This window comes from Bartonella sp. PS7NMGDW, from assembly GCF_042193585.1.
GTDB lineage: Bacteria > Pseudomonadota > Alphaproteobacteria > Rhizobiales > Rhizobiaceae > Bartonella > Bartonella grahamii.
Window position 1 is genome coordinate 48,306 of the sequence record NZ_JBHILX010000003.1, and the last position, 17,482, is coordinate 65,787.

The 17,482-nt window shown below is 37.9% G+C and carries 24 protein-coding genes; 21 read left to right on the forward strand and 3 right to left on the reverse strand.

The genetic code is table 11. From position 1 onward, the window contains the following. Window positions 1-110: 110 nt before the first annotated feature. The gene (locus ACFIKJ_RS02385; RefSeq protein ID WP_375626476.1) at window positions 111-437 is read left to right on the forward strand and encodes a YqjD family protein; all 327 of its coding nucleotides are present in this window, start codon (window positions 111-113) and stop codon (window positions 435-437) included. Between the two features lie 3 nt (window positions 438-440). Then, window positions 441-884 carry a hypothetical protein gene (locus ACFIKJ_RS02390; protein WP_375626478.1) on the forward strand — a complete coding sequence of 148 codons (444 nt, stop codon included), beginning with the start codon at window positions 441-443 and terminating at the stop codon, window positions 882-884. A 46-nt stretch (window positions 885-930) separates the two neighbouring features. On the opposite strand, the gene ACFIKJ_RS02395 is transcribed toward ACFIKJ_RS02390, so the two are convergent. Both ACFIKJ_RS02395 and ACFIKJ_RS02400 read right to left on the reverse strand, forming a co-directional pair. Then, entirely contained in the window at window positions 931-1,206 is a 276-nt protein-coding gene (locus ACFIKJ_RS02395; protein WP_375670218.1) for a hypothetical protein, read from the reverse strand. Beyond that, window positions 1,203-2,003 (reverse strand): helix-turn-helix domain-containing protein, encoded by an 801-nt coding sequence (locus ACFIKJ_RS02400; RefSeq protein ID WP_375670219.1) that lies wholly within the window; start codon window positions 2,001-2,003, stop codon window positions 1,203-1,205. The genes ACFIKJ_RS02395 and ACFIKJ_RS02400 overlap by 4 nt, the downstream gene beginning before the upstream one ends. Window positions 2,004-3,021: 1,018 nt before the next feature. Here ACFIKJ_RS02400 and ACFIKJ_RS02405 point away from each other — a divergent pair. Both ACFIKJ_RS02405 and ACFIKJ_RS02410 read left to right on the forward strand, forming a co-directional pair. Continuing rightward, entirely contained in the window at window positions 3,022-3,615 is a 594-nt protein-coding gene (locus ACFIKJ_RS02405) for a hypothetical protein (RefSeq protein WP_375670220.1), read from the forward strand. Beyond that, window positions 3,608-5,392: an MFS transporter gene (locus ACFIKJ_RS02410; protein WP_375670221.1), complete on the forward strand. Its 1,785-nt coding sequence runs from the start codon at window positions 3,608-3,610 to the stop codon at window positions 5,390-5,392. The genes ACFIKJ_RS02405 and ACFIKJ_RS02410 overlap by 8 nt, the downstream gene beginning before the upstream one ends. 449 nt (window positions 5,393-5,841) lie before the next feature. Here ACFIKJ_RS02410 and ACFIKJ_RS02415 read toward each other — a convergent pair whose 3' ends face one another. Beyond that, on the reverse strand, window positions 5,842-6,585 hold the full coding sequence (locus ACFIKJ_RS02415) for a nuclease (protein WP_375648720.1): 744 nt from the start codon (window positions 6,583-6,585) through the stop codon (window positions 5,842-5,844). 158 nt (window positions 6,586-6,743) lie between these two features. On the opposite strand from ACFIKJ_RS02415, the gene ACFIKJ_RS02420 reads away from it, so the two are divergent. The 17 genes from ACFIKJ_RS02420 (at window position 6,744) to virB10 (ending at window position 17,473) form a co-directional block, all read left to right on the forward strand. Next, a complete protein-coding gene (locus ACFIKJ_RS02420; RefSeq protein WP_375648718.1) occupies window positions 6,744-7,094 on the forward strand; it encodes a TrbC/VirB2 family protein in 351 nt (116 codons plus the stop codon). Between the two features lie 18 nt (window positions 7,095-7,112). Continuing rightward, on the forward strand, window positions 7,113-7,436 hold the full coding sequence (locus tag ACFIKJ_RS02425) for a type IV secretion system protein VirB3 (protein WP_375617900.1): 324 nt from the start codon (window positions 7,113-7,115) through the stop codon (window positions 7,434-7,436). Then, window positions 7,436-9,796 carry a VirB4 family type IV secretion/conjugal transfer ATPase gene (locus ACFIKJ_RS02430; RefSeq protein ID WP_375626492.1) on the forward strand — a complete coding sequence of 787 codons (2,361 nt, stop codon included), beginning with the start codon at window positions 7,436-7,438 and terminating at the stop codon, window positions 9,794-9,796. The genes ACFIKJ_RS02425 and ACFIKJ_RS02430 overlap by 1 nt, the downstream gene beginning before the upstream one ends. Further along, on the forward strand, window positions 9,793-10,578 hold the full coding sequence (locus ACFIKJ_RS02435) for a type IV secretion system protein (RefSeq protein WP_375670222.1): 786 nt from the start codon (window positions 9,793-9,795) through the stop codon (window positions 10,576-10,578). Before ACFIKJ_RS02430 ends, ACFIKJ_RS02435 begins: the two co-directional genes overlap by 4 nt. 24 nt (window positions 10,579-10,602) lie before the next feature. Further along, complete coding sequence (locus ACFIKJ_RS02440; RefSeq protein WP_375653622.1) at window positions 10,603-10,878, forward strand: EexN family lipoprotein; 276 nt, start codon at window positions 10,603-10,605, stop codon at window positions 10,876-10,878. Further along, window positions 10,875-11,144, forward strand: coding sequence for an EexN family lipoprotein (locus ACFIKJ_RS02445; protein ID WP_375626498.1), 270 nt, complete (start codon window positions 10,875-10,877; stop codon window positions 11,142-11,144). The genes ACFIKJ_RS02440 and ACFIKJ_RS02445 overlap by 4 nt, the downstream gene beginning before the upstream one ends. Further along, the gene (locus ACFIKJ_RS02450) at window positions 11,141-11,578 is read left to right on the forward strand and encodes an EexN family lipoprotein (RefSeq protein WP_375653619.1); all 438 of its coding nucleotides are present in this window, start codon (window positions 11,141-11,143) and stop codon (window positions 11,576-11,578) included. The genes ACFIKJ_RS02445 and ACFIKJ_RS02450 overlap by 4 nt, the downstream gene beginning before the upstream one ends. A gap of 2 nt (window positions 11,579-11,580) precedes the next feature. After that, window positions 11,581-11,958, forward strand: a complete 378-nt coding sequence (locus tag ACFIKJ_RS02455; protein WP_375653618.1) for an EexN family lipoprotein — start codon at window positions 11,581-11,583, stop codon at window positions 11,956-11,958. Next, entirely contained in the window at window positions 11,958-12,248 is a 291-nt protein-coding gene (locus ACFIKJ_RS02460; protein ID WP_375653616.1) for an EexN family lipoprotein, read from the forward strand. The genes ACFIKJ_RS02455 and ACFIKJ_RS02460 overlap by 1 nt, the downstream gene beginning before the upstream one ends. A gap of 137 nt (window positions 12,249-12,385) precedes the next feature. Beyond that, a complete protein-coding gene (locus ACFIKJ_RS02465; RefSeq protein WP_375653615.1) occupies window positions 12,386-12,802 on the forward strand; it encodes an EexN family lipoprotein in 417 nt (138 codons plus the stop codon). A 26-nt stretch (window positions 12,803-12,828) separates the two neighbouring features. Then, window positions 12,829-13,044 carry a hypothetical protein gene (locus ACFIKJ_RS02470; protein ID WP_375653613.1) on the forward strand — a complete coding sequence of 72 codons (216 nt, stop codon included), beginning with the start codon at window positions 12,829-12,831 and terminating at the stop codon, window positions 13,042-13,044. 53 nt (window positions 13,045-13,097) lie between these two features. Continuing rightward, entirely contained in the window at window positions 13,098-13,514 is a 417-nt protein-coding gene (locus ACFIKJ_RS02475; RefSeq protein WP_375653612.1) for an EexN family lipoprotein, read from the forward strand. Window positions 13,515-13,560: 46 nt separating this feature from the next. Further along, window positions 13,561-14,457: a type IV secretion system protein gene (locus ACFIKJ_RS02480; RefSeq protein ID WP_375653611.1), complete on the forward strand. Its 897-nt coding sequence runs from the start codon at window positions 13,561-13,563 to the stop codon at window positions 14,455-14,457. Window positions 14,458-14,463: 6 nt separating this feature from the next. Beyond that, entirely contained in the window at window positions 14,464-14,751 is a 288-nt protein-coding gene (locus ACFIKJ_RS02485; RefSeq protein ID WP_375653609.1) for a type IV secretion protein VblB7, read from the forward strand. Next, window positions 14,748-15,419, forward strand: coding sequence for a virB8 family protein (locus ACFIKJ_RS02490; RefSeq protein WP_375622639.1), 672 nt, complete (start codon window positions 14,748-14,750; stop codon window positions 15,417-15,419). Before ACFIKJ_RS02485 ends, ACFIKJ_RS02490 begins: the two co-directional genes overlap by 4 nt. A gap of 2 nt (window positions 15,420-15,421) precedes the next feature. After that, window positions 15,422-16,276, forward strand: coding sequence for a P-type conjugative transfer protein VirB9 (gene virB9, locus ACFIKJ_RS02495; protein WP_375625280.1), 855 nt, complete (start codon window positions 15,422-15,424; stop codon window positions 16,274-16,276). A gap of 27 nt (window positions 16,277-16,303) precedes the next feature. Beyond that, window positions 16,304-17,473 carry a type IV secretion system protein VirB10 gene (gene virB10, locus ACFIKJ_RS02500; protein ID WP_375648958.1) on the forward strand — a complete coding sequence of 390 codons (1,170 nt, stop codon included), beginning with the start codon at window positions 16,304-16,306 and terminating at the stop codon, window positions 17,471-17,473. Window positions 17,474-17,482: the final 9 nt, after the last annotated feature.

The following is a 17,482-nucleotide window of genomic DNA, read 5'->3' on the forward strand; positions in this document are numbered from 1 at the left end:
ACCAAAAAAAACTTTTGGCGTTACTCAAGCAGTGAAAATTTTCACTCCAATGCAAATGATCACTATGAACACACCAATGCAAATATAATGAATCAAGAGGGAAAAATATCATGGCCCATAATAAAACAACACAGCACGATAAATCAGCCGTAGAAAAAGACCTACAAGGACAATTAGAAACGTTACGCACTGAAATTTCAGGGATTACCTCAACCCTAACAGATCTTGGTGCAAACAAATTCAACGCCGCCAAAGACAAAGCGGAAAAACTATATCACTCAGCGAAAGAAAGTGGTGAAGACATGATGTCTCAAGCAAAAGAAAAAATCAGTGATCTTGAACAAACCATGAATCAATGCGTTCGCAAAAATCCTGGTAAAAGCGTTTTGTTTGCTGCAGGGGTTGGTTTTATTCTTTCTCAATTACTGCGTCGTTAAGCAATGCATAAGTTTATCGCTCCTCTTTTAAACCATCTTGTCGGTGGAGGGCTTAAAAGCACAGTCAAACAAGTACGCCTTCAAGCAATTTGCTATGGGTTTATTGGCATTTCATTCTTCATGTCTTTGCTTTTTTTATGTATCATCGTTTTTATTGCATTATGTTCTGTTATGAAACCTCTTGCCGCCGCTAGTATCATGTTTTTAATTTGTCTTTCTCTTGCAGGATTAGGTCTTATTATCAATCGTGTTCTCAAGGCTTATCAACGCTATGACCAACAAAAAAAGACAGAAGAACAACGCCACAAACTCATGACAGACGCGACCGTTTCCAGCCTTGCAGCTCTCAGTCAACATTTCCCTTTTGCCAAATTGAGAGTTCCCATTCTCGGACTTGTAACTTATTTTTTGTGGAAAAAAGATAAAAAAGACCGCTTTTCAAAGTAAAATATGTAAAGCTGTCACTCTAATCCCCCCAATGTGCTTTCTTTTACTATAAAAGAAAGCACATCTTTTTCATCATAGTCTCTTTAGCTTCTTCAAGTTCCTGAAAAGAAATCCCCTTTATTTTCGCTAAAAAATCCATGGATCCGATTAAATCTCTTTCAGATTGCAATCCATGTTTCATGAACATAGCAACATGAGGCAAAGCTTGCGTTAAAAATTCTGATTTGATTGGAAGCAATGTAGTGTTTTTTGAAGATAGGGATAATTCGCTTCTACCTTTCTCTATTTTTTCATAAGCCTTTTTTTCATGACCAAAGGTCATGTTATTGATTTGAGTGTGTTCAGATTTTTCTGAACACTCGTTTTTGTTACAATTACAATCATAGTTAGGGGTTGTATTAGTAATTGCATAACATTTTTGTTATTTGTGCATAACATTTTTGTAAAAAATAAACGATCTAGGAGCCAATTAAAAAGCTTAATAGCTTTTTCCAATTTAAAGGTAGACGCTTTAAAAGGGGACCCAAGAACAGATTTAATCTTATTCATACGATTTAAAAACATTGAAGCAATAGATGTAAATTTTATCTCTTCAATACGAAGCTGCAATCGACGACAAACACCACAAAAGGTCCTAACAACCATATCATGATGTTTCTTTTCTTCTTTAATCGTTAAAATAGAGTGCTGAAGTTCAGGGTAACGCGCGATTAAAATGCTAAGGTCAATACCACAAGCAATTGGTACGTGATTAGCAGAATTAAAACTATAGCGTTTATAATTACCAGAATCCCGCATCACAATAAGACCTTTATCAAAAAGGCGTGAAAGTAATCTACTTACATGAACAGACGTACAACCAATTTCCAGACCAATTTGATGGTTGCTTTTAAAAACTAGTGGAATTTTACCTTTTTCAAAATGCGAAACGGGTACAGTATTCAAAAGTTTGGTTAATAAATGGACTTCCGTTCCTTTGATAAGACCAATTATAGGTAATTCTTGTACAAGAAAAATAAGTTGGCTTCTACTAATGTGTCCAATATCAGTATTATCAGCAATTTTTATATATTCCCAGTGCTTTGAAGTTAATTTTCTAGCAGATGTTTTATTAACCATAATTTTTAAAACCTCTCTATTGGAGGCAAAAAAATGCTAAAAATATCCCTTTTCTACAAAATTTCTCTTGCAGAATGCATCACGATAAATTAAATTGGAAATTACTTTGTATTTTTTTTAATTTACCGTACAGGTATTTAGAAACCCTTCTGTTAACGCAGTTGGGTTTTTATTTTTTTGCCATTATATTTCCCTCTATTTGAAACGACTCATAGCTCGAAAAAAGCGTGTCAAGGTCAAAGCTATATTAAAAAAAAAGATTTTCAATATGGTAAAGATTTTACAAACAAGCTACCAAAACAAATTCTAGATAAAAACATAACAACCATTTTTAGTTCTTTCTTATACAAATTTGATCCACACACTCATCCCGCTTGTTATGTGCAAGCGAGTGGTTTTGATTGATTCAACATAAACAGGTTTGGAATGAGAGAATCTTGCGTTATTCGAGGGTCTAATTCAATATGAATAACGCTAGATTATCATTATAAATCAATATGATTGTATCTTTAATAAGAAATAAAAGTTTGTATTTTAGCGTCGAATAGAACCTCTTTTAAAGGTAATTTTACCGCAAGTAGTATTTCACAAAATTACAATTAAAACAGAAAAATAATTGAAAAATTTTTCTTCTGAGAAGCTGATTTACGCAACAACTATTCTTTATTTCAGCCCAAAAAAACCTTTTTAAAATTACTTGATAAAGCAGAGCATTGCATATTTCTTATTGCGATTGAAGTGAAATAACCATTGAAATCAAGAATAATACTTTTTGAATGAACTTAATAATTAAAATGGAAATTAGCTGATCAAAAGAGTTTTTCGATTTATACCAGTATAGGCCAATTTGTTTTCCAAACTGAATATTGCGTAATACAGTTAAATTGACTTTACAATTATAAAGTTATAAGTCTTCAGACTTTTTACAAAATACTAATTGTCTTGAATATAAATAAGGCACATAATAACAATATGAGGAGGATATTATGATATACGGGGGACGAATAAATTTGATCGCGTGTGGAAAAACATTGAAACAGTTAAGAATCTTCAACCTCTGCAAAGCATAGGAATAAGAGCGACAGTTACCAAAGAGATTCTAGAAAATATTATTAATTTTATCGATTTTTGTATAAGCAAAGATGTCCATTATATCGGATTCAGCCCGCTCGATACGTCGTCATTTAGTTTTTCTAGAAAAAATAATACAAAGGATCGATCTAAGGCTTTAAGAAACAAAACTCTTCCGCCAAACGCTTCACTTTTTCATTTGAGAGATGAATTATCAAGGAAAGAATCCCCCCTCCAGATTTATATAGATAAAAAGTTCCAAGAAAAGAAAATCTCATGGACGTCACAAAATTTTGTAAATTGTATTAATTATTACTTAGGCGAAAATTCTACGTACGTTTCGTCGCCGTTAATGTGTTTATTTCCATTTTCATCCTTGGTATTGGACTATAATGGAGATTTAAAAAATTGCTTTTATTCAGAAGCTTTTGGGAATCTACAAAATTATGAGGCAATAGATTGGTCTGCTCAAAGCGTTTTAAAATCTTTGAAAGAATCTGGCGCATGTAGCGGATGTCGTGGGAAGGTATTTTGTGGATAAGGTTAAGCAATTTAAGATTTATAGTGTTAGCAAGTCTACTGCTCTAGTGGTTGCTGTTTTACCACTTTTTTTGTCGGAAAAATTGCATTTGTCGCAAGCGGAAATTGTTTTAATCGGTAGTTATTTTTTATTGCTTCCTTTGATCTTAGAAGTCCCCTTGGGTTTATTATCAGATGTTTATGGAAGTAAGCGCGTTATTTATACTGGTCTGTTTTTCTTTCTTTGCGGTTTTTTAGCTCTTTTTATGAATTATGCATATTTTGCTTATGCCACTTATTTGTTGTGTATTACATCAGCAGCCGCTTGTTTCTCAGGTGCGGAAGATAGTTTACTCTTTTCTGTAGTACCAAAGCATCGCACACTGTTTTCCGTTAAGTCCGAAGTGGCTGCTGTTACCTATAGTGTGACAACGGTACTTATTTTTTTAGGAGGAATACTTTATTATGTGCATCCTGCATTGCCTGTGATTTTTCAAGTCCTTTCATTAATTTTTGCTATTTTTATGTTTTCAAAACTGACGAAGGGATTAGATAGTTTTCATATCAACGCTCATCCGAATATTTTCACAGTTATGTGCGCCAGCGGTAAAGAAGTCAAAAATCCTTATCGCTTCACTCTTATTTTTTTAAGTGCAGTTTCAGCTTTTGCTATTTTGGTTAACAATCGAACTGTTTCTATCGCATTTTCTGATTTTTTGCCATTTCAACCTGCTATTTTGGTTTCGATTATTTTTATCATTGGGAATTTTTTTTCAGCAAGTTCCAATATATTGTTTCAGAAGTATTTTTCAAAGTTTCAAAATCCTATTTTTCCCGTCTTAATGATTGGTTGTATGGTAACCATTGCTTTTTTTCTCATGTCATTTCAAATCATTGCGGCTCTTATATTAGGATTTTTACTGCTATGTGTTTTTAAATCTGCTTATCGATCTTATCTGTCGTCTCTTCTTATAAATTCACTGATTGATCCCAAAGCTATCGCGACTGTTTTATCATTTACAGCCATTATTACAGCTGTTGTATCCTTTGCATTCAGTTTTTTATACGGTCATGTTTTTTCAACATTCTGGCAAGCTAATTTGTGGTTAGCAGTGATTATGGCTGTGATTTTTGGGGGGGCTTCTTTAATTATTTTTATCAAAAAGCAAGAAATCATTTGGTTACAGCCTGAAAATGCACAATCGTCAAAACAACATTTCTTGAAACGCAAGCATCAAGAGTTTTGCTATGGGCAAATTTATCCGGAAGCATCGTGCATTAATGAAAACATAAAGGATGGCTCTTTTCGACAAAGTCTCTATCCTGCACCAAATTTGATAACACTTTGCGATGAAGTAGTCGAATGGGAGTTTATCCGGGGTACTGTATTGAGCCAAATGGATTTTCTACATCAAAAGGCGATTATTGATCAAATCAATAAGATCTTTCAAGATCGATTAAGCAAGAATATAATCTTATCACATGGAGATTTACATCCTGATAATATCATTGTTACTCCTGATAGTTCTTTTATGGTAGTGGATTGGGATTTATGTCAAGAAGCCAGTCCGGAATTGGATATCTTAACATTTTTCACCAGTCCAAGATTATCTCTCAATTTAGAAGAACGGATAGACTATATTTCTCATTTGCTGTCTATATCAAAGGATGAAGCTTTACCAATGATAAAAGCGTTTGTGGCTAAAAAAATTTCTGATCTTTGTCTATACCAAAATATTTTCATGAAACAATTAGTATTGGATTATATGAACTTGAATAAGAAATTTCATGGGCGATAATATTGTAATTTGTAATGAAAATTGCAGTGCGGGCTGCAATCATTGTCCGTATTCGATAGAATGTATGGTGAGAGATGACGCGTTGCCTGAATCTTTATATCCAATAAATGACATAAAATCTGATTTTATTATTCTTTCTGGTGGAGAGCCTTTTGAGCTCGATTATGATTTACTTCATAAATATATAAGAGTTTGAGAGGCAGAAAGCCTTTCATTTAAAAAGCAAAACGAAATGACGTATAGCCAAGGGAACGCGCTCTTACATAGCGCTGTAGTGAGCAACCTATATGCATACGCGAGCTTTAAACACAATAATTTTTCATCATGAGAGTTGTCCACCAAGGACTGTGTGGACTATGATTAACTTTTACCTAATAAAGTTTGTAATGGAATATTGTCTTGATTTTTAAATAGCGCTTGAAAAGACGCTTTATCAATAATGGTCAATATTAATTATGGTCAATGGGATTATAGCTCCCGTGATCTCTTCGCCAATCTTCTGGTTGTTGAAATTTGCTCGACCATAAGCCATTTTGTGCTTTTTGAGCAGCAGATTGTAGAGTTTTATAGTCTGCTGGAGATGGAAAATTATGCTGATCTTGTGTTAACACCATCAACCCTTCTGCAAGCCCCAAACGTGCCAGATCAACCCCGTCCACAAAACATTGTGCATAATGAACCTGTTGAATGACACGTGCTTGCCGACAAGTAACATTTTTATCGATTGTTTTTGAGACAAGCCAAGCAGTAACAAAAGCACCACATGGCCACTTAACTCCGTTGCGTGAGGCAAATTGCCTCATTTCACAGCTTTCCACACCATATAAGCGGATATCACGGATAATCTTTTTTCTCCATCCATCGTCCACAAGCGTAATCATTTTAAAGGTCACACCACTTGTAACCTGTATAGCACCTGAATAAACCGGCACATTTTCTTCATAAAATTGTGATGACAATGGTTCTGGATGCAATACCACATTTTGTTGGTTTACATCTTGTTGGTTTGCATAATCTATCAATTGTGACTTCGGATTTTGAACGGGATTTTCTATTGTCTTTTCTGATCCTTTTAAAAAAGAATTTTGAGTAAGTTCTTCATTATTTTTACTTAAATAAAAGTATCCCCAAATAATAATACAAATTAAGACAATATATTTAGGCGCTGCTCTAAGAGATTTTAAAAGTATCATTTTGAATATTACTATATTTTTTGTTCATTAAATAATAAAAGATTAAATATTGTTAATTTATCAATAGAAAAATTTATTTTTTTCATTTATATGATTCATGATTAATATTTTGAATATTAATTTTACGATCAACTTAAACATAAAGCGGGGAATTTTTCATGAAAAACATGAATAATTTGTTCAGTTGTGAACATACCTTACAAAAAACTACTCTATCCAACACACAAAAGAAATGGTTAACAGCAGCATTGATGCTTTTTATTGCCTTCATGGCACTGAGTGAACCAGCATTTGCTGATGGCGGCTTCGGAAAAATTGAAACTGCTCTTGATAAAATAATTGAAGCTTTAACAGGAAAAATTGCAACATCAATTGCAACCATTGCGGTTGCTGGTATTGGGCTTGCATGGATTGCTGGTTATGTTGAAATGCGTAAAGCTTTTTTTGTTTGTGTTGGCATCGGCATTGTTATGGGTGCAACGCAAATTGTATCAATGTTTTCCCATTAAACGTTGCCTTTCAAAGCCATGAAAGAGCACGACAAGCTAACAGAAGATACGTTATTTCTTGCTTGCACGCGCCCTGCAATGATCGCAGGCGTGACGGTGGAAGCTATGGGATTAAATGGGATAGGAACGATGATATTGTTCATTATGGCAGGCAATATTTTTCTTCTCACCTTTGGTGTGATGCTACATTTCATATTCAAGGAAATCCTAAAGCATGACCATAATAAATTTCGTATTCTTCTGACATGGCAAAAGACATCTATTTTTGCCAGAAATTCGAGTCTATGGGGTGGGGGAAGTATTTCTCCATTACGATTAATTCGTAATTATGAGGAATTATAATGAATAGAACAGAGCGCAAACGTGAAAAGCAGCCAGAGGCGATCATTCCTTATGTGCGCCATGTCAATAAACACATCATTGCGCTGGATTCACGCGCTCTCATGTCCGTTATTAAACTTGAAGGCATTAACTTTGAGACAGCGGATATTATTGATCTGAATGTGCTTCACGAACAGCTCAATAATCTGTTTAAAAACATAGCGGATGAACGGATAGCGCTTTATAGCCATATTATCAGAAAGCGTGAAACCGTTTATCCGGATGGGACTTTCAGATCGGCATTTGCCAAGCAATTAGATGATAAATATCGCGAGCGGATGGTTTCACAGGAGCTTTATCGCAATGATCTTTATCTTTCAATTTTGTGGAATCCACACGTTGATCAAACGGATAAATTAGTGGAGTTTTTCAAACGTTTAGGCAAAGCCAAGCAAGAAAAGACAGAAGTTGATGCAGAGTCCATTCGCAAGCTTGAAGATATTACCACAGATCTTATTCAAAATTTAGAGCGTTATGGTGCAAAAAGACTGAGCCTTTATGAACATGAAGGTAATATTTATTCGCAGCAAAGTGAGTTTATCCACCAATTGGTGGGAGGTCGTCGTGAACGTATCCCTCTCACATGGGGGACGATAGCATCGACTGTTTATTCAGACCGTCTCATTTTTGGAAAAGAGATCATAGAAATACGCACCGAGGCGGAACAACGGTTTGCGGGCATGTTTGGTTGGAAAGAATATCCAGCAAAAACCAGGGTAGGCATGGCGGATGGTTTGCTCACCCTTCCCTTTGAGTTTATCTTCACCCAATCTTTTGTTTTCAAGAGCAAAAACATTGCCAAGCAGATTATGGGGCGCAAACAAAACCAAATGGTCAATGCAGGAGATCGTGCGGGCTCACAAATTATGGAGCTAGATGATGCGCTTGATGATCTTGAATCCAATCGTTTTGTTTTAGGGGAGCATCATTTATCATTGGCAGTTTTTGCTGATACGCCGCAAGAGTTAGCGGATAATCTTGCCAAAGCGCGTTCTCGTCTCACAGATGGTGGGGCTGTGATTGCGCGGGAAGATTTAGGGTTAGCAGCAGCTTGGTGGGCACAATTGCCTGGCAATTATGCTTATCGCACCCGCTCTGGTGCAATAACAAGTCGCAATTATGCAGCGCTTTCTCCTTTTCATTCTTTTCCGGTTGGGAAAATAGATGGCAATGTGTGGGGACCAGCGGTAGCCTTGATGAAAACCTCTGCTGGTTCACCGTTTTATTTTAACTTTCACTTTGGTGATTTAGGCAATACGTTTGTTTGTGGTCCCTCTGGTTCTGGGAAAACGGTTATTGTCAATTTTCTTTTAGCACAACTTCAAAAGCATGATCCCAATATGGTCTTTTTTGACAAAGATCGGGGTGCAGAACTTTTTGTCAGAGCGGGTGGCGGCACTTATATGCCCTTGAAGAATGGTAGACCGACAGGCATAGCACCGCTAAAAGGCTTAGACTATAACAATCCAGCAGATAGAGTTTTTTTACGCCAATGGATTATAAAGCTTGTTTCGTCTGAAGATCAAAAGATCAGTGAATCAGAAAGACAAGATATCACGGCAGCTGTTGAGCAGCTTGCCTTGTTGCCAAAAGAACAACGGACAATCTCGGCCTTACAAATGTTTTTTGACACCACGCACAGGGAGGGGATATCGGGTCGTTTAGAAAGATGGTGTAAAGGCAATGCCTTAGGGTGGGTTTTTGACAATCCTGATGACGACATTGGCATTGATGCAAAATTTATTGGTTATGACATGACGGATTTTTTAGACAATAATGAAATTCGTCCACCTTTAATGATGTATCTTTTTCATAGGATTTTATCTCTGATTGATGGGCGTCGTATTATCATTGTCATTGATGAGTTTTGGAAAGCCTTAGAGGATGATTCCTTTAAAGCCTTTGCGCAAGACAGGCTGAAAACTATCCGTAAACAAAATGGTTTGATGTTGTTTGCAACACAATCTCCCAAAGATGCGATCAATTCGACCATTGCTCACACCATTATAGAGCAATGTCCAACACAGATTTATTTTCCCAATCAAAAGGGCAATCATGGGGATTATGTAGAAGGTTTTAAATTATCGGACAGAGAATTTAACCTGATACAATCAGAATTAAGCCGTGAGTCACGGCGTTTTCTCATCAAACAAGGGCAAAGTTCAGTTGTAGCAGAGCTAAATTTACGCGGCTTTGATGATGAAATAGCCATTTTAAGTGGCACCACCAAGAATATTGAACTCCTAGAGACCATTATGGATGAAGTTGGACAATCTCCAGAAAAATGGCTTCCTATTTTTCAAGAAAGGTCAAAGAAATGAAAAAACTTTTATTGGCAACAGCCGTCTATGCAGCTTCATTTGGCTTTCAAACAAATGCCTTCGCACAAATGCCTACATTCGATTTACAATCTTTTACGCAAGGGGGAAAGCAACTTGAACAATTGAAGCAACAAGTTGATAAAGCAAAACAACAAATTCAACAAGGCAAACAACAGCTTGAGCAATTAAAGAGCCAACTCGATCAAGCGAAACAATTATATAACTCCTTAAATGTCAAGCCTGACATCTCGGGATTGAAAGACATGTTTAACAAGCAAGGGAGCAGTGGCGCCCTCCCTTCAGATTTCAACCACTTTCAACAATCGATGGGCAGTGGCGGTGGCGGCGGCGGCGGTGGCGGCGGTGGCGGCGGCAGCAAAAACGCGCAAAAATGGCAAGAAGAGCTTAAATACAAAGAGCCCTCAGGGGGCGCAGGATCAAAAGAAGCAGTAGATGATTTTTACGCACAAGAAGTGAAAAAAGCCGAACAGAACACGGTAGGACAAGCAGCAAAAGGCCAAGACGTCTACGAAGAAGCCAGTGAAACACAAAAAACCATTAACAAGCTCCTTGACGAACTTGGAAGTACTAAAGATTCGGGTAAAATTCAAGGCATTCAAGCACAATTATCAGCAATACAAGCAAAACTCCAAACACAAGTTCTCCAAATGCAAGCCGCCGCGATGATTCAACAAGCGGAATACAAAGCTGCCGAACAACGAGCTTACGAAGAATTTGCAGCGCGATATGCAGATTATGCCAAAAAACTGCGTGGTCAATAAACGAGAAAAAAGAGGGGCTTGAATATGAACAAGATCATCATAACAACATTGCTACTTTGCACAGGGCTAATCACCACTGGATGTGAAAAAACCCATAGCGTAGAAGAATTTAAGAAAGATCACAAATTATACGAAAAATGGAAAATGAAATGTATGACATCAGGGGATCTCGATTCGCAAAATTGTAAAAACGCAGAGCAAGCTTATCGTGAGAGTCTTCCAACATGGGGATGGGGGAGAACTGGCTCAACAAATGACAATAAACAAGAATCTGAAAAGAAACAGGACAATAAATCATGAATAAAGTTCTCATAACAACATTGCTACTTTGCACAGGGCTCATCACAGCTGGATGTGAAAAAACCTACAGCGTAGAAGAACTTAAAAAAAATAAAAAACTGATGGAAGAAGTATTAGTGAAATGTTTGACGTCAGGGGATTTGAATTCGAAAAATTGTAAAAATGCAGAGCAAGCTGAATTTGAAACCCGTAAAAAATGGAGAGGCTTTGGCTCAACAAATGACGATAAACAAGAATCTGAAAAGAAACAGGACAATAAATCATGAATAAAGTTCTCGTAACAACATTGCTACTTTGCACAGGGCTCATCACGGCTGGCTGTGAAAAAACTTACAGCGTAGCAGAATTTAAAAAAAATGAAAAATTGATGGAAGAATGGGGAGCAAGATGTGGATGGTCAGGAACTTCAAAAAATTGTGAAAACCTAAGAGTAGCAGCTTTAGAACTTGAAAAGGAACGTCGGAAAAAAGCTGAAGAAGAAAACCGTAAACTAGATGAAAAATTTAAAGCTGAACACAAAGCTTGGATTGAAAAAATGAGAGCTGAGAATGAAAAATTCCGAGCCGAACAAGAAGCAAAGCGACGCGCTGAAGAACAACAAGAAGCAAAAGAGCGCGCTGAAGAAGAACAAAAAGCAAAAGAACAAGCCGAAAGAGAAGCAGAAGAGCGCGCTAAAGCTAAACAACAGGACAGTCATTAATCATGAATAAAGTTCTCATAACAACATTGCTGCTTTGCACAGGGCTCATCACGGCTGGCTGTGAAAAAACTTACAGCGTCGCAGAATTTAAAAAAGATAAAAATTTACGCCTAGAATGGGATGCTAAATGTGGATTTGCAGGAACTTCAAAAAATTGTGAAAACATGCGGTTAGCATTTTTAGAACTTGAGAAAGAACGTCAGGCACAAGCTGAAGAAAGAAGCCGGAAAGAGGCAGAGCGCTTCAACAAAGAGATCGAGAAACTTGTAGCCAAAGAAAAAGCTGAAACTAAAAAATTACAAGCCGAACAAGAAGCGAAAGAACGAGCCGAACGAGAAGCAGAAGAGCGCGCTAAAGCTAAACAACAGGACAATAAATAATGAATAAAGTTCTCATAACAACATTGCTACTTGGCACTGGAATTATCGCTGCTGGATGTGAAAAAACTCACAGCGTAGCAGAATTTAAAAAAGATAAAAATTTACGCGATGAATGGAGACGTAAGTGTGGATGGACAGGAGATTCACAAAATTGTAAAAATTTAGACAAAGCAATAGAAGAAGTACGTCAAGAAAATTTTGATAACTATCTAAATAAATATCGTAAAAATGACGATAAACAAAAAATGAAAGAACAATCTGAAAAAGAACAAGACAAAGGCAATAACTAAATCAGTAAAAACATTTATGGCAACATTATGTCGCTGCCCTAGATTTATCATCACTGGTTATAAAAAACCAGAACATAGCATAATTTAAAAATTGTGCTCAAAACTTGTAAAACTGAAAGAAAGAAGGGGAAATATCTATGAATAAAGTTCTCATAACAACATTGCTGCTTTGCACTGGAATTATCGCTGCTGGATGTGAAAAAACCTACAGCGTCGCAGAATTTAAAAAAGATAAAAAATTGATGGAAGAGTGGAATGCTAAATGTGGATTCGCAGGAACTGCAAAAAATTGTGAAAACTTAAGATTAGCACAACTTGAACTTGAAAAGGAATATGAAGCAAAAGCTGAAGAAAGAGCGCGTGAACGCGAAGAAGAAGATCGTAAAGCGATGGAAAGATATGAAGCAGAAATAGAAGCTAGACATGAAAAATGGAAAATTGATTTTGAAAAAAGAAAAGCTGAAATGGAAAAAAGAAACGCTGAAGAAAAAGCAAAAGAACAAGCCGAACGAGAAGCAGAAGAACGCGCTGAAAAAAAACAAAATAATAATTAAGACATAATGAAGAGCGGAGCATCTCAATGGCAATAATAACCAAAGGCGTATTTACTGACATAGATGATATGTTGATGAAGAACCTTACAGATACAATGGATAAAACCATTTCACATTACTATTGCGCTTTAGCTGCTCAACTTAAAGAGCTTTGTGCACTTTATAATAGATTTATGGCAACATTATGTCCGTGCCCTAGATTTATCATCACTGGTTATAAAAAACCGATAACACAAGCATAATTTAAAAATTGTGCTCAAACCTTGTAAAACTGAAAGGAAAAAGGGGAATATCTATGAATAAAGTTCTCATAACAACATTGCTACTTTGCACAGGGCTCATCACAGCTGGATGTGAAAAAACCTATAGCGTAGCAGAATTTAAAAAAGATAAAAAATTGATGGAAGAGTGGAATGCTAAATGTGGATTCGCAGGAACTGCAAAAAATTGTGAAAACTTAAGATTAGCACAACTTGAACTTGAAAAGGAATATGAAGCAAAAGCTGAAGAAAGAGCGCGTGAACGCGAAGAAGAAAACCGTAAAGCGATGGAAAGATTTGACGCCGCAATGGAAGCTCAACATCAAGCAAGGCAAGCAGAAATAAAAAAACTAAAAGCTGAAATGGAAAAAAGAAAGGCTGAAGAAAAAGCAAAAGAACAAGCCGAAAGAGAAGCAGAAGAGCGCGCTAAACAAAACCAACATAATAATTGAATCAGAAATAATCATATTTGCAAAAATTAGATAGAATGGACGTGCAATGACATTCGAAGAAGTAGCTTACTTTACCATGGTAGAAAATATGTTAACGAAACCTATAATGAAAATAATGAATGATTCCGTTGAACATCTCTCAACAGGTTTAAGTACTCCGCTTAAAGCATCTTGTACAATCTACATTATATTTATAGGGTACAATATCATCTCAGGGCGTTCTTCTATGCCCTTATGGGAATTTATAACGACAGCTTTCAAACTTGGCATCATTGTTTCACTCGCCACTAATGCTGCTCTTTATAATGAGTGGGTCGGTAATATATTTTTTGAGGCTCTGCCGAATGCCATTGCACATGCCACACAAGGTACAATACACTCAGATAAAAATATATGGGATGATCTGATAAATAAAGCTATTTCACATATTTTAGATTCAACAAAATCTTCATCATGGCTTGCACTGGGGGCGTATCTTGTTTCATGGATTTATGCTTCGCTCTGTTACACAATTGCTATTATTTTTTGCCTAATTGGTTTTATCGTCACACTGTTTGCTAAACTTGGTTTGTTTCTTGTCATATCAGTAGGACCGCTCTTCATAAGCCTCTATATGTTTTCATCAACAAGGCGTTTTACAGAGGCATGGTTAGGACAAGTTGCAAACTTCATCATTTTACAGGTATTAGTCATCTTGCTTGGTAGTATGTATATCGAACTTGCAATGAGTGTCTTTACAAAAAACATTAAAGATTTCGTGTTAGCCTACGGCGAATTCTTCGTGGTTGGCGTTGGTGGTATTTTTCTTTTCTTCAATTTACCTAGTATGGCTTCCGCTTTAGCCTCTGGGGGGGCTTCTCTTACAGGCTCAGGAGGAGCTAAAACGATAACGAACGGTGCAAAAAAATTAGCATCACTAATAGCACAATTAGCAAAGGCCTAAGTTCAAATGCGGAAATTTAAAAAAATTGGGATTATCTTACCATTTCTCTTTCTCAGTGGCTGTGTGTCTTCACCAAACACACTGAAGTCACTCCCAAAATGTGATGGATATTCTAAACGTCCACTCAACAGATCAATGTGGAATTGGGAAGGGAAAAAACCCACGCCCACGCCCATTATCATTAGTAACAACACCCCTTCACCCCTAAAAGAAGGGAAGCTGGAAATGCTTCTGGCACAAAAATTAACGGATGAAGAAATCAAATCTTACAAAAATTGCGGGCAAAAAGCATGAAAGAAAAAGACATAGAACAATACATTGCTGAAGCGCGCTCGTTCGATCAAGATCGCATGCTCGCCTCACGCCGCACCACGCGCGCCTCGCTTGCCATTGCCGGCATCGCGGTTGCTGTTGCAATAATGTCTTCTCTCGCGGTCATCACCCTCACACCCCTTAAAACCGTGGAACCTTTTGTCATCCGTGTAGACAATTCAACCGGCATCACCGAAGTTGTGGAAGCCTTAAAAGAAGGTCCCACCAATGTCGACGAAGCAATCACACGCTACTTTGCTGCAAAATATGTCCGCTCCCGTGAAGGCTTCACCACAGAAGAAACACAACACAATTTCCAAACCGTCTCCCTCCTCTCTTCTTCTGAAGAACAGGAAAGATTTGCCAGCTGGTATGGAGCAAGAAATCCCCAAAGTCCTCAAATTCTCTATAAACACGCCGCCGTTACAATAACAATAAAATCAATCTCCTTTATCAATGACGATGTCGCCCAAGTGCGTTACTACAAAACCATTCACGACAACGACAACAACAAAGAATTCATCACCCACTGGGTTGCAACACTTACCTTTGAATACATCAATGCCCCTATCTCTGTCCAAAACCGTTTGATAAATCCTCTAGGGTTTATTGTTAATGAATATAGAACCGATCCGGAAGTGGTCAACTGATCATGACAAAAAAAATTCTTTTTCTCATTCTTAACATCGCTATTACCCTCTCTCCTATACCGATAAGCCATGCCAGTATTTTTCCCACCCGCGCGCCAAGCGATAGCCGCATTCGCTTTATCAACTATGATGCCTATAATGTCACAAAAATTATTGGCTCCATACGCTCATCGGTACAAATAGAATTTTCTCCCAATGAAGAAATTGCCCATGTAGCAATTGGCAACAGCGTTGCATGGGAAGTCGCCCCCGCTGGCAATATTCTTTTCCTCAAAGCGCGGGAAGTCCAACCCATTACCAATCTCCAAGTCGTCACAACAAAGCTTGATGGCTCAAAGCGCTCCTATCAATTTGAACTGATGGTCAAAGATGGAGAAATTTCCTCTGGACAAGAAACATATTTCCTTGTGAAATTTCGCTACCCACAAGAAGAAGCAGAACAAAGAAGACTCGCAGCCCTTATGCGACAAGAAAAACAACAAGCCCAGCGTATCGATAATGTCTTCAACGCTTCTGAAACCTACGGACCACGCAATTGGGCTTACACCGCTCAAGGATCAAGCGTGCTCGAACCCTCCTCCGTTTATGACAATGGCAAAACCACAACATTTACATTTCCAGACAACCAAGAAATCCCTGCCATTTACATTGTCAGCAATGACGGTACAGAATCGCTGGTTCCCAAAACCACAAGAGGCAACATGGTGATTGTCCATGCCATTAGCGCACGCTTCACCCTAAGACAGGGAAAAAACGTCCTATGCGTCTTTAACGAAGCCTATCAACCAAAAGGCACCAATCCAAATACCGGAACAACCTCACCATCTGTTGAACGTAAAGTTGCATCAGATCTTTAAATAAGCGGGAATTGAAGGGGACAACACATGAGTGATAAACCAATCATCGAAGATCGCGGATCTATTGGGGATGGCAAAAACAATAGCGCCAAAACCGCCGGCAAAAAAATAGTTGTCGCAATAGCCTGTATAGGAATCTGCGGCTATGTGCTCTGGAACATCTTATCCACCCCCACAGAACAAAAAGACACCGCAAAAGCTCATAAAAAACAAGCACAAAACTTTCACAATTCCCTCGCCCCTTTAGAGCTCGCGCCCTCTGACCCGCGCGCCAACATAGCGCCAATAACCTTACCACCCCCACAACCACTCGCACAAGAACCCAAAAAAGATGACCCACTACTTGATGCCGCAAGACGCGCCCCTGTTCTCGCTTTTGCCAAAGGCTCTAAATCGCAATTAAAAGACATCGTCAACACCACTCTCAACCCCCTTGAAAAATTCCATGCCCTTGAAAATCTCGCGAATGCGCAAAATTCTCCTGCCCTTCAAAACACACAAAATTTTGCAACCCTCTTAAAACCCACCACAACAGAAGAAACAAAAGCAAAACTCATCGGCAATAGAAACTTTATCATTGCCATGGGAACCTCTATCCCCTGTATCTTAGAAACGGCATTAAACAGCGACCAACCAGGCTTTGCAAGCTGCATCATCAACCGTGATATCCTCTCTGACAATGGGCGCGTTGTTTTGCTTGATAAAGGAACCCAAGTCGTTGGAGAATACCGCGGTGGAATAAAACAAGGTCAATCTCGCCTCTTTGTGCTCTGGACAAGAGCAAAAACCCCAACCGGCGTTATCATTCCCCTTGCCTCTCCAGCAACCGACAGTTTAGGCAGAGCCGGTTTTGATGGCAACATCAACACCCATTGGTGGGAACGCTTTGGCTCTTCCCTTTTACTCACCGTTATTGATGGTGCCACAACCGCCCTAACAAATAAAACAAAAAACAATTCCAACGCAGGTGCCAACAACTCTGGAGGCGGTGGTTTTGAAGGCGCAAACAACACTGGAAAAGAAGCCGCCAATATTGCCCTTGAAAATCAAATCAACATCCCCCCTACCCTAGAAAAATTTCAAGGCGAACTCGTCAACATCTTTGTAGCAAGAGATCTCGATTTTTCATCTGTCTATAAACTAGTCGTAAAGAGCAAAAGAAACCGCTCTACTACCAGCTATTCCTTTTTTCATTAAGCCAATAAA